This window comes from Actinosynnema sp. NPDC023658 (genome assembly GCF_040639995.1).
GTDB lineage: Bacteria > Actinomycetota > Actinomycetes > Mycobacteriales > Pseudonocardiaceae > Actinosynnema.
On the sequence record NZ_JBFAAX010000168.1, the window covers coordinates 1 to 11,486 of the forward strand.

General features: G+C 66.3%; 10 protein-coding genes and 2 pseudogenes. 7 read left to right on the plus strand and 5 right to left on the minus strand.

Annotation, left to right across the window (positions count from 1 at the left end; all coding sequences use genetic code 11):
• Positions 1 to 139: 139 nt before the first annotated feature.
• The 5 genes from AB0G02_RS18870 to AB0G02_RS18890 all read left to right on the plus strand — a co-directional run bounded on the left by AB0G02_RS18870 (position 140) and on the right by AB0G02_RS18890 (position 5,675).
• Positions 140 to 844, plus strand: coding sequence for a hypothetical protein (locus AB0G02_RS18870; RefSeq protein WP_360795795.1), 705 nt, complete (start codon positions 140 to 142; stop codon positions 842 to 844).
• Positions 845 to 974: 130 nt separating this feature from the next.
• A complete protein-coding gene (locus AB0G02_RS18875; protein WP_360795798.1) occupies positions 975 to 2,099 on the plus strand; it encodes a hypothetical protein in 1,125 nt (374 codons plus the stop codon).
• Positions 2,100 to 2,305: 206 nt separating this feature from the next.
• Positions 2,306 to 3,403 (plus strand): integrase core domain-containing protein, encoded by a 1,098-nt coding sequence (locus AB0G02_RS18880; protein ID WP_360795801.1) that lies wholly within the window; start codon positions 2,306 to 2,308, stop codon positions 3,401 to 3,403.
• Between the two features lie 137 nt (positions 3,404 to 3,540).
• Positions 3,541 to 4,221, plus strand: a complete 681-nt coding sequence (locus AB0G02_RS18885) for a response regulator transcription factor (protein ID WP_360795804.1) — start codon at positions 3,541 to 3,543, stop codon at positions 4,219 to 4,221.
• Positions 4,222 to 4,271: 50 nt separating this feature from the next.
• A complete protein-coding gene (locus tag AB0G02_RS18890) occupies positions 4,272 to 5,675 on the plus strand; it encodes an ATP-binding protein (protein WP_360795807.1) in 1,404 nt (467 codons plus the stop codon).
• 782 nt (positions 5,676 to 6,457) lie between these two features.
• On the opposite strand, the gene AB0G02_RS18895 is transcribed toward AB0G02_RS18890, so the two are convergent.
• Positions 6,458 to 6,760, minus strand: coding sequence for a hypothetical protein (locus AB0G02_RS18895; RefSeq protein ID WP_360795809.1), 303 nt, complete (start codon positions 6,758 to 6,760; stop codon positions 6,458 to 6,460).
• Positions 6,761 to 7,291: 531 nt separating this feature from the next.
• Here AB0G02_RS18895 and AB0G02_RS18900 point away from each other — a divergent pair.
• Positions 7,292 to 7,802: pseudogene (locus tag AB0G02_RS18900) on the plus strand (sigma-70 family RNA polymerase sigma factor); the annotation flags it as partial.
• 244 nt (positions 7,803 to 8,046) lie between these two features.
• Here the strand turns inward: AB0G02_RS18900 and AB0G02_RS18905 are convergent.
• The 4 genes and pseudogenes from AB0G02_RS18905 to AB0G02_RS18920 all read right to left on the minus strand — a co-directional run bounded on the left by AB0G02_RS18905 (position 8,047) and on the right by AB0G02_RS18920 (position 10,998).
• A complete protein-coding gene (locus AB0G02_RS18905; protein WP_360795812.1) occupies positions 8,047 to 8,334 on the minus strand; it encodes a hypothetical protein in 288 nt (95 codons plus the stop codon).
• Positions 8,335 to 8,603: 269 nt separating this feature from the next.
• Complete coding sequence (locus tag AB0G02_RS18910; RefSeq protein WP_360795815.1) at positions 8,604 to 8,849, minus strand: integrase core domain-containing protein; 246 nt, start codon at positions 8,847 to 8,849, stop codon at positions 8,604 to 8,606.
• A pseudogene (locus AB0G02_RS18915) lies at positions 8,831 to 10,651 on the minus strand (IS30 family transposase); the annotation flags it as partial. The pseudogene AB0G02_RS18915 and the gene AB0G02_RS18910, both read right to left, overlap by 19 nt.
• Positions 10,652 to 10,686: 35 nt before the next feature.
• Entirely contained in the window at positions 10,687 to 10,998 is a 312-nt protein-coding gene (locus tag AB0G02_RS18920; RefSeq protein ID WP_360795818.1) for a transposase, read from the minus strand.
• Positions 10,999 to 11,212: 214 nt separating this feature from the next.
• Between AB0G02_RS18920 and AB0G02_RS18925 the strand changes: the two genes are divergently transcribed.
• Positions 11,213 to 11,473: a hypothetical protein gene (locus AB0G02_RS18925; protein ID WP_360795821.1), complete on the plus strand. Its 261-nt coding sequence runs from the start codon at positions 11,213 to 11,215 to the stop codon at positions 11,471 to 11,473.
• Positions 11,474 to 11,486 lie beyond the last annotated feature (13 nt).

Here is an 11,486-nt window from a genome sequence, read left to right on the forward strand (position 1 = left end):
GTGAGAAGGGTGTTCAGGTCTGTCGTCACAAACGGATCTTGAACACCCTTCGTCCGTCTCCGGACCTCACCCCGTCTTACGCATTACTCGTCTAGACGCCCGGTCGGCGGCGGAGGTGACCGCCTCACGTGAGCTCGCCGTGGCACTGTCTGCGGACCTCCTCCCGGCCCCCTTCGACGGCGTGTCCTGGCTGATCCCCGGGATCGTCGCCGTGTGGGGGTTCTTCGCCGTCCTGGGCTGGGACCGCAGACGGATCGGCCTGCTTCCTCCCAGCGTGTGGGGCCACCTGTGGGAGAACAAGTTGTTGCTGCTTCTGGCGGGCGCCGTGGCCCTGGTAGCAGCGTGGGCGTACACGAGGCTCGGAGGTGTCGACATGCTCGACACCGTCCCGATGAACGACGTCCTGGTGGTGAGCGTGCTCGCGGGGGTGCTGGGCGTGCTCGCGGCTGCCGTGAAGGTCTGGCACCACCGCCGCAGCGTTCCCGTTTTGACTCAACGCAGTGGACCGCTTTCCACGCTCGATGCGGCAAGCAAGAGCGACGACAGAATCGACCGCCCGGCCTATCGGACAACGGACGGCAAAGTCGGCCTGCTCGTACATGAGGATCAAGGTGCCGTGGTGCTCACCCCACCCATCCAGTACACCGAGATCGACCGCGTCGCCGACTCGATCGAGAAGCAACACCTCGGCACCGCAGTCACCAGCATCGAGCAGGACCCTGAATGGGGAAGGAAGGTGAGGTTCGCCGCCAGTGACACCTACGTAAGCAGCCCGACCGCAGTCGTCGACGCTGTCCCCTTCGGCCCGTCGGAACCGATCCTGCAGTACGTCGACACCTTCTGACACGATAATGCCGCCCCATAGGCGGCATTATCGACTTGCGCCATAAGTTCCGGCGAAAGTGTCACTAGTCCAGAGCCGGTTACTACCGGTTGCACGAGTGCTGATGAAGCATACATCCAGCGAGGTATCCATGTCGAGCAATCCGCAGGTCACCCGGCTACGCGTCTCCCACCTCCACATCCACATCCACGATCGAATGAACATCATCGGGCAACCGCAGGCGTTCTCCCGGTTGCTGCGAAACCCCGCGCCTGTCGCCGGCTTCGAAGTCACCCTCCCGTTCGGACCCGGGTTGGCGATCGACAACGAGTTCTGGGCTTTGATCGCGGATGGCCGGATGCCGACTGTCCCGGCGACGGACACTGCCGCTTCGAAGCTCCGAACCGCGGGAGTCCCCCTCCGCTGCAGCGGCACGCTCGACGTCCCCAGTGGGTACATACCGCGGATCGAGGCCCACCTGCGACCTTTTGGTGTGGTCGCGACGACGACCGTAGACCTCGTTTGGACCGATCCCATGCCGCTGGAGCAAGTGCCCGCGCACGTGCAAGCACTGGAGCGCACTCAGGCGGCCGCAGCGATCGGCCCGGTCCGCTGGAGTGGCGATTTGGCCGAGGCGAGCGCGGGCATCGCCGCGCACATCGTCGGCCGACTGAGCGAACCGGACACCGGATACTCGCTCACCCTGCCAACACATCGGCTAGTCACGATCATCAGTGGTGCCGGAGTGGCGGCGGGCACGGTCCCATCTGCGAACAGCTCGATCCACTCGGCCCTGCACCGGTTGTCGGCCGGCCAGGACATCTTGGCTGACCCGACCATCGCACTGGTGCCGCTCTGGAGCAACGCCGGGTATGCCGTCTCCGCCGCCAAGCTGTTTTACCTGCTCGACCAAGGCAGCGCATTGCTGTCGGCCGACATGATCCCGGCATCCTCCGGTGCCGGGGGCGGCACTTCGAGGGCACACCGTCTAGTGTTCCTTCTGCTCACCCACGTACTGGCCAGTATCGGACTACTGCGCGCCGCGCAGTCCAGTAAGTCGGTGCTGATGAGGGAGTGGGGGCGAACAGCCGCAGCGCAGATCGGCAGGCTGTTCGGTCCGGCGAGCGCCTACCGCACGTGGGGGCTCATCACCCGAGCGCTTGTCCAACGCCTCGGCGCTACCCAAGAAATCAACGCGTACCTGCCGACGCCGTTGAGGCCGAACCCCGACTTCCCCGAGCTACCGACAGGGACGCCCGGACAATCCCTCCCGTGAAGGTCGTCTCGGCCGGTCAGAGAGTTCCCAGTCCGCGACCACGGACTCGGCGCTGACGGCCAGTGCCACCTCGTGGGGTGCCAGGACTGTGCCGCTCGAAAAGTCATCGCCGCTGGTAGAGCGGGGTGTCGCCGCGTTGGGACCATGTCCAGGTGATCGTGTCGCTGCTGTACAAGGTGACCCGAAGGTTGTTGTCCGTCCCGGCGGTGCTGCTGCGCGGCGAGGCGGCGAAGGACGCCGAGCTGCTCGTGCTGCGGCACGAGAACACGGTCCTCCGTTGGCAACTCGCGGGTCCGGTCCGCTACGAACCCGCCGATCGGTTCTGGTTCGCCGCTCTGGCCGGGCTGGTGGATCGCCGCCGGTGGCGGGAGGTCTTCCCGGTCACGCCGGGCACCCTGCTCGCCTGGCATCGCAGGTTCGTTGCCCGCACGTGGGACCATTCCGCGCGTCGACGCACCGGACGCCCACCGACACGAGCCGCGGTCAAGACCCTCGTGCTGCGACTCGCCCGGGAGAACCCGCGATGGGGTCATCGGCGGATCCAGGGCGAGTTGGCCCGATTCGGCCACCGCATCGCCTACTCGACGGTCTGGCGGATCCTGTACGACGCGGGCATCGACCCGGCCCCACGCCGTGGTGGCCCGACCTGGCGGCAGTTCCTCATCGCCCAGGCCCAGGGCATCATCGCGGCGGACTTCCTCCACTTCGACACCGTGCTCGGCAGACGCCTGTACGCACTGGCCTTCCTCGAACACCACACCCGGCGCCTGCACATCACCGGGGTCACCGCCCACCCGACCCAGGCATGGACCACACAGCAGGCGCGGAACCTCGCCGTCGACCTCGGACACCGGATGGAGTCCCTGCGATTCCTGCTCCGTGACCGCGACGGCAAGTACAGCCAGACGTTCGACGCCGTCTTCCAGGGCGACGACCTGCGCGTGATCAAAAGCGTGCCGCAGGCGCCCCGGATGAACGCCCACTGCGAACGGGTCATCGGCACCATTCGACGCGAAGTCCTCGACCACATCCTGATCACCGGTGAAGCCCACGCACGGCAAGTCCTCACGACCTATGAGGACCACTACAACCGACACCGACCTCACCAGGCCCGCGACCAACTGCCACCCCGAGCCCGGGCACCCCGCCGCAGCACACGACCTCGGCACCCACAGACTGCGCCGCACCCGCATCCTCGGCGGTCTCATCAACGAGTACAGACAAGCCGCCTGAACAGCAGCGATGACTTTTCGAGCGGCACAGGTTCCGGCGAAAGCACCAGCCACCGCCGTCGCGATTTGTAGCGTTTGCATCATCACTCCTCTATCTGGTCGCAGTCGTCCTGATGCGCTTGTCACTGTGCCGGACGGATCTTGAACAAGACTGAAGTGACCTGAAGAGCTTTTCAGGAACCGCGACGGCACTACGGCATAGTGTCGACATGCGGGTACTGGTGGTAGAGGACGATCGCCGATTGGCCGGCTTGCTCGTCCGAGGGCTTACAGCGGAGAATTTCGTCGTCGATGTGGAATACAACGGGTTGGACGGACTGTGGCGAGCCGAGGATTTCCCCTATGACGTGATCGTGTTGGATGTGATGCTGCCAGGATTGAATGGCTACCGCGTGTGTGAGCGGTTGCGGTCGGCGGAGGTGTGGACGCCGATCCTGATGCTCACCGCGAAGGACGGCGAGCTGGACGAAGCCGAAGGGCTGGACACAGGTGCGGACGACTATCTGACCAAGCCGTTCTCCTATCTTGTGCTGGTGGCGCGTCTGCGGGCGTTGGCCCGTCGGGGCGGCACGCCGCGACCGACGGTGCTCCGCGTCGGGGACCTTGAGCTAAACCCGGCCGCACGAACCTGCTGCCGCGGCCACACACCAATCACGCTGACCGCCAAGGAGTTCGCCGTGCTGGAGTTCATGTTGCGCCACCACGACCGGGTGGTGAGCAAGGTCGAGATCATCGCCGGAGTGTGGGACGAGGCCCGCGACCCGGACCTGGTTGAGGTCTACATCAGCGCATTGCGCCGAAAGATCGATGCACCGTTCGACCGACGCACCATCACCACCATCCGCGGCACGGGCTACCGACTGGACAGCAGGGATCGGGCAAGCAGATGAGCGGATGGACCACTCGACCCGGATCGCTGCGCAGGCGGGTCAGCTTGATCGTGGCGCTGGTCGTCACCGTGCCGATCGTTACCGTGGCGGTGATGGTCGCAGCCTTCATTAAGGATCAAAGCATGCGACTTGGCGTATCACCCGTGAATCGCGCTAACGAAATCTGCGCCACCGGAGTCTACGTACGCCCCGAACAGGGCTTACAGGCGACCGCTTATGAGCGTTGGGGCGGCGAGTGTGGCGCTGACGGGGATGACCTGATGGTGCCGCCGTTGAAAGTGGACGACATCAGACAGAAGCAAGCGGGCGAATCGGACCTAGCCGTTACGGTGATAGTTCGACACTACTCTCACCTGCACGTTCCACAGTTGTCGCTATGGCCTTTCACGGACCCCGACTCAATCAGGTTCGGTGTAATGCGCAGCGACGGTTCGGTGGAGGGCTCGCGTCCGATCTCCAAGCTCGGCCTGGACGACGACAGCCCGATCACGCTGAAGGATCGAGCGCCGGAGTACGAGGCGATGTGGCTGAAAGTACGGGACGAACTCACGCAGTCCCAGCGATCTCTGAATCATCAGGTTCTGGCGCTGGCGGGTGGTGCGTTGGCGTTGATCGGGTTGTTCACCGTGGTGGCGTGGGTAGCGACCGGCAGGGTCTTGCGGCCGGTGGAGGAGATCCGGCTCCGGATGGCCGACATCACCGAGCACGACCTGACTGGGCGAGTAGCCGTACCGCGGGCCCGTAACGAGATCGCACGCCTCGCATCGACGGTCAACGCAACACTGGACCGGTTGCAGGCCGCGGTCGAGGAGAACCGGCGGTTCGTGGCAGACGCCTCGCACGAGTTGCGCAGCCCCATCGCCGCACTGCGGACCGAGCTGGAGATCGCCACCGCCCACCCGGACCAGGCCGACTGGCCCACCGTGGTCGACGCCGCCCTGGCCGACACCGAGCGCCTGCAACACCTCGCCACCGATCTGCTCCTGCTGGCCCGCCTCGACCACACCACCATCGACGACAACACGGTCGACCTCGCAACACTGGTCCGAGAGCACACCGCCCACCGTCGGACCCGACACACCCTCACCGCGGAGGTGCCCGATCACGCCGTCCTGGTGCGCGGCAGCCGCACCCTGCTGGACCGCTTGCTGGGCAACCTACTCGACAACGCCGATCGCCACGCCACCACCGCCGTCACCGTCCACCTCGCCGAGGACGCGGACCAAGCGGTTCTGGAGGTCATCGACGACGGCCCCGGAATCCCACCCGCCGACCGAGACCGCGTGTTCACCCGCTTCACCCGACTCGACGACGCCCGCACCCGCGACACCGGCGGCACGGGCCTCGGACTACCCATCGCCCGCCGCATCGCCGCCACCCACCACGGCACACTCCACGCTGCCGCGCACACCGGTGGAGCACGATTCGTCGCCGTTCTCCCGCTGCTGGCGTAAACCCTGCGCCGGAGGGGTCAACGAGCGGTTCTGTCGCTGATTGCGTGATCAACGATTCGAGCTGAAGGACCGGTCGCAGCCTTGCCGCTGCTACCTACTGGTCGAGCAGGATGCGCTTGCGCAGCAGTGCGAAGCTCGCCCTCCCGTAGGTCTGCCGCTCGGCAATCTGGTCTTGTTGACAACTCCTTCGGTGGGTCCGTTGCTGTGGGGCAGAGTCAGCCCGGCGGTCACCGTGTCGTGGTCCTTAAGCAAGCAGTGGACGAAGTGGCGCAGGGCGGGCAGGTCGTCGGCCAGGACCGCGTTGGTCCAGGCGTCGAAGTCCTGGCCCCGACGACAGGTGAGGAGCACGGCGGATCCGCTGGGCGAGGGGGCAGTCGGCGTGTGCCGCTCAGAAAGTCATTGCCGCTGGTAGAGCGAGGTGTCGCCGCGTTGGGACCCTGTCCGGGTGATCGTGTCCCTGCTGTACAAGGTGGCCGGAGGTTGTTGTCCGAGCCGTCGGTGCTGCTGCGCGGCGAGGCGGCGAATGACACTGAGCTGCTCGTGCTGCGGCACGAGAACGCGGTCCTTCGTCGGCAACTGGCAGGTCCGGTCTGCTACGAGTCCGCTGATCGGTTCTGGATCGCCGACCTGTTCGGGATGGTGACCCGTCGCCGGTGGCGGGAGGTCTTCCCCCGTTACCCCTGGCACTCTGCTCGCCTGGCACCGCGGGACTCGTGGCCCGCAAGTGGGACTACTCCACATGTCGACACATCGGGCGCCCACCGACACGAGCGGCGGTCAAGTCACTCGTGCTGCGACCGGCCACGGACAACCCACGATGGGGTCACCGCCGAATCTAGGGTGAACTGGCCCGACTCGGTCACCACATCGGTCACTCGACCGTCTGGCGGATCCTGCACGACGCGGGCATCGACCCGGCACCACGTGGTGGTCCGATCTGACGGGCGTTTCCCATCACCCAGGCCCAGGGCATAATCGCGGCCGGCTTCCTCCGCCTCGACACCGTGCTCGGTCGAAGGCTCTACGCCCTGGCGTTCATCGAGCACGACACCAGGCGCCTGCACATCACCGGAGTCACCGCCCACGCGACCTGGTCACGGACCACGCAGCAAGCCAGGACCTTACCGCCGACCTCGGAACGGGCTCGGGATCCCTGCGCTTCCTGCTTCGCGATCGCGACGGCAAGTACGGCCAGACGTTCGACACCGTCTTCCACTCCGACGACCTCCTCGTCATCACCAGTACACCACAGGCACCGCGAATGAACGCACACTGCGAACGGGTCATCGGCACCATCAGACGCGAACTCCTCGACCACATCCCGATCACCGGCGAGAGCCACGCACGTCATGTCCCCAAGGCCTACGAACACCCACTACAACCGACGCCGCCCCCACAGGCCCGCGACCAACCACCACCCGAGAGCCAGCAACACTCCGCCACGGTGCACGACCTCGACACCCGCAGACCGCTCCGCGCCCGCATCCTCGGCGGACTCATCAACGCATACAGACACGCTGCTTGACCAGCAGCAATGACTTTCGAGCGGCGCAAGGTCGGCAGGAATACCAGTGCGCCAGAGCTACTCATTTTGACCCACGAGTTGGCCGACCGCGGTCGGCGGCCACCCTCGCTTGATCGGGATGCTGCTGGCCCGGATGCGCCCCCGGTGCTGAGGTACTGCTCGGCGCGCATGTCCTCACAGGCCGCGACGACGCCGATGACGTGGCACAAGGGGTGTGCCTGGCAGTACTCACGGTGCTGCCGGGCTACCGCAACCTGGACACACCGCTCTTGGCCTTCGTCTACGGCATCGCCGCGTACAAAGTCGCCAGCCGCCCACCGCGCCGCGGCGCGCAACCCCGCCGAGCCCGTGCCCGAGTTACCCGACCGGCGGGGCACCGGTCCGGACGCTAAACAGCGCGTCCTGGCTCACGAGACGATCGAACTTCTCAAACCGTTGCTCGACGCACTGCTGGGACGACAATGGGAGATCATCGTGCTGCGCGTCGTCGTGGGACTGTTCGCCGACGAGACCGCCCACACGCTCGGCACGCCCCCGGAGCGGTCCGCGTCGCCCAGCACCGGGCTCTGAACCGGATACGCGAAGCCCTGACCGCGCCATGATGTCGCGATCACTCTCGTTCACACGCCATGCTTCCCACCGTCCGGCTGCGGTGGTGGCCAGCGACGGTCGGTGGACGCCTGTTGCGATCGTCGGTCGCAGTTCAACGCTGTGAATGGTCGACCCGTTTCGGCGTGGTCTGGTGGTGCGGTAAAAGGCGAAACCACACCACCAGACCGACCCGGTTCCGGTCACGTCAGGATTTCCAGGGCCTCCAGGTTGAACTGCCCTCTGGTGCCGGGTGGATCAGATCACGTAGATCCACAGGCGGTAGGTCTTGGTCGAACTGCTCCACCGGCAGTCCCAGTCGTAGACGTCGGCGTAGTTGGCGTAGTACCAGTAACCCCGGCTGTCGCACGGGCCCAGTCGGTTGAACGTCTCGCCAGTGTTGACCCACCCCGCCTCGGCGATGCCGCCGACCGCGACCTGCTGGTTCGCGACGACGGACTGCGCGACCGGGGCGGCCGTCGCGGTCCCCGCAACCGCACCCAGCGCCGCGACCGCCATGCCCGCGGCGACCAACATCCTCTTCACACGTGACACGATGTCACTCCTCTTTGTCGAACCGTCCGTTGAATCGGCCCGGGACTGAGGTCGGTAGGCAATCGGCCGACCGAACCCTTCCCGCGAGCCTTTCGGAAGAATCCGGGTGGATTCACGATTGCCACTGTGCAGGATCACCCTTAGCGCTCCCTGAACCAGGCTGAAGGTGCTTCAGGTTCCGGGTCCGGATGCGGCACAGTGGCGGCATGCAGGTACTGGTGGGGTTGACCCGTTTTGACGGACAGGGTCGATGAGTGTGGTCAGGCTACCCGGGCCACCGGGTGGTGTCGGGTGGCTTCGTAGGTGGTGGGGCTGAGGTAACCGAGGCTGGAGTGCAGTCGGCGGGGGTTGAACCAGCCCTCGATGTATTCGAAGATCGCCTTGTGCGCCCTGGTCCTGGTGGGCCAGGGCTGCCGGTCGAGCAGTTCGGTCTTGATCGTGGCGAAGAACGACTCGGCGACGGCGTTGTCCCAGCATTGCCCCTTGCGGCCGATCGACAATCGCACGCCCAGGTCGTCGCGAGGGCGGCGAACCGGGCGGAGGTGTATTGACAGCCCCTGTCGGCCTGGAAGATCATCCCGGGGTCGGGGCGCCGGTGTCGCACGGCGTTGTCGAGGGCCTGGGTGACGAGGTCGGTGCGCAGGTGGTCGGCGGTGGCCCAGCCGACGACGCGTCGTGAGGCGATGTCGATGACGGTGGCCAGGTAGAGCCAGCCTTCCCAGGTGTGGACGTAGGTGATGTCCCCGCACCACCGGGTGTCGACATCCTTGGCGGAGCAGGAGAAATCACGTCGGATCAGGTCCGCGGGCACGGTCGCGGAGGGGGCCGGGACGGTGGTGGTGCGCCACCGCTTCGGTGCGCGTCCGGCGCGTCCCGCTTCGCGCAGGAGCCGGGCGACGCGCTTGCGGGAATGCCGATGGCCCTTGGCCCGCAACTCGGCGTGCACCCTGGGCGCGCGCCGTAGGTGCCCCGCGACTCGTCGTGGATCGCGACGACCCGCGCGGTCAACTCGACGTCCTGCCGTGCGCGGTCGATGGGAGTGGCGGTGCGGCGGGTGTAGTAGGCGGACCGGGAGACCTTCAGCAGCGTGCACGCCCGGTGGACGTTGCCGCCGCCCGCTCGCTCCGCCTCGATGAGCGGGTACACGTTCACCGGATCTCCTTGGCGAAGAAAGCCGTCTTAGATTCAACCGGTCAAGGCAACACTCTCTGCCGGGGTGCGGAACCCGAGGCATTTGCGGGGTCGGTTGTTGAGTTTCGCCGCGATGGCGTCGAGGTCCTTTTGGCTGAACGTGGCTAGGTTCGCCCTTGGGCAGGTACTGACGCAGCAGCTTGTTGGTGTTCTCGTTAGTGCCGCGCTGCCAGGGGCTTCGCGGGTCGGCGAAGAACACCGCGACATCGGTGGCGGTGGTGAATGCCTTGTGGGCTGCCAACTCCATGCCCCGGTCCCACGTCAGCGTGGCGTGCAACTGCGGGTCCATGCGTCCGTAGGCTTCGACCAGGGCCGGGACGACCACCGCGGTATGGCGGCTCGCTGGCTTGACGATCGTGAGGAACCGGGACTTCCGGTCGACCAGGGTCGCAACCTGGCTGTTGGCCGACCCGAGGACCAGGTCGCCTTCGAGATGCCCGAGTTCGGTGCGACGCTCCGCACTCGGCGGACGCTGTCCGATCGGCCGAGCATCGATGATCTGCGAGTGCCACTGTCCCTTCACCGTGTGCCGCTTGTGTTTCCGGATCGGGCGCCCGGTGCGCAGCCGCATCGACAACACGCGCGGGACCACCTTCCAGCGGGTGGTGTAGACCGACCGGTAGATCGTCTCGTGGCTGATCCGCATCTCCGGCTCGCCGTCGTGGTGCAGGCGCAGGTGGCCGACGATCTGCTCGGGTGACCACTCCTCACCCAACAACGCCACCACCTTCTCCCGCAACCCGGGACGACGGGCAAGCAGACGCGGCTTGGGGCGCCTGGCCCGCTCCGAAGCCAGCTCCTGCGCCGCGGTCGCCCGATACCGGACGCGGCCGCCGTTGCGGTTCACTTCACGGCTGACCGTGGACACGGCACGACTCAGGCGTTCGGCGATCGCCCGGTAGAACTCACCCGCGTGCAGCCCTCGCGAGATTTCCTCCCGCTCGACCAAGACCAGGCTCCCACCACGCGCCCTGCGGAGCTCGGGAGCGATGCCACCATGGTGCTTGAGCACGGTGAACACCGAACCGGGCGGCTTGCCGATCCCACGCGAGATGACGCTGATCGACTCCCCGATTTTCCACCTCCGCCACAGATCGGCTTTCATCTCGTCCGACATCCCCGGCCGACCCAACTTCGCCACGCACACCCACCTCAACCAGCACTGTTGCTCCGACCGGTTGAATCTAAGGTGGCACGCCGGAGTATCTCCACGTCCTCCGACAACCGGCGGTTCTCCCGCCGCAGTCGGACCAGCTCCTCGCGCTCGTCGGTGGTCAACCCGTCGGTCCGGGTGCCGGCGTCGCGCTCGGCCTGCACGACCCACTGCCGCACCGCGGTCTCGGTCAGGTCGAAGTCGAGCGCGACCTGCCGCACCGACCGGTCGCCCCGACCGCACAACTCCACGATCTCGGCCTTGAACTCCGGGGTGAACGACCGCCGAGGCCGCCGCTTCCTCCTGCCCATGGGCTCCATGATCGGACATCCCTCCGGGGACACGCGTCCCCTGATCTCAGATGTCCGTCAGGACGGGGCAGGCCCACGCCGATTGATCGACAGACACGAGGCTGCAACGGCACATCGCCGGTCAGGGCTACCGTGCTGACCCTGGCACCCCACAGGTCTATACCGGTTCGCCCCAAGCGGCATCCCCACGAGCGCGACATACGACAATAGAGAAGTGAGCGAAGAGCGGTTACCCCTGCAGTCGACCGACCTGACCGTGATGGAGCAGGAGGTGGTCGACGCCGCCCGCCGCGGAGTATGGGCCGGTCCCGAAAGCGACTGCCCGACAGACCTCGCGGTCGCCGGGGATGCGGGTCTGCACGTGCGGGCAGGATTGATCCGCGAACTGCTCATGGGACTTCACCCTGGATGTTGGACACGGGGTTATGCGGCGTGGGTCAGCGTAGCCGGTGTCGAAGTGAGGCTGTTCTCGTAGTCGATTGGGGATG

Bases quoted from the DNA above. Each gene is read 5' to 3' on its own strand.
- AB0G02_RS18885 (WP_360795804.1), top strand. From the start codon at position 3,541: ATGCGGGTACTGGTGGTAGAGGACGATCGCCGATTGGCCGGCTTGCTC.
- AB0G02_RS18920 (WP_360795818.1), bottom strand. From the start codon at position 10,998: ATGGGCAGGAGGAAGCGGCGGCCTCGGCGGTCGTTCACCCCGGAGTTC.
- AB0G02_RS18875 (WP_360795798.1), top strand. From the start codon at position 975: ATGTCGAGCAATCCGCAGGTCACCCGGCTACGCGTCTCCCACCTCCAC.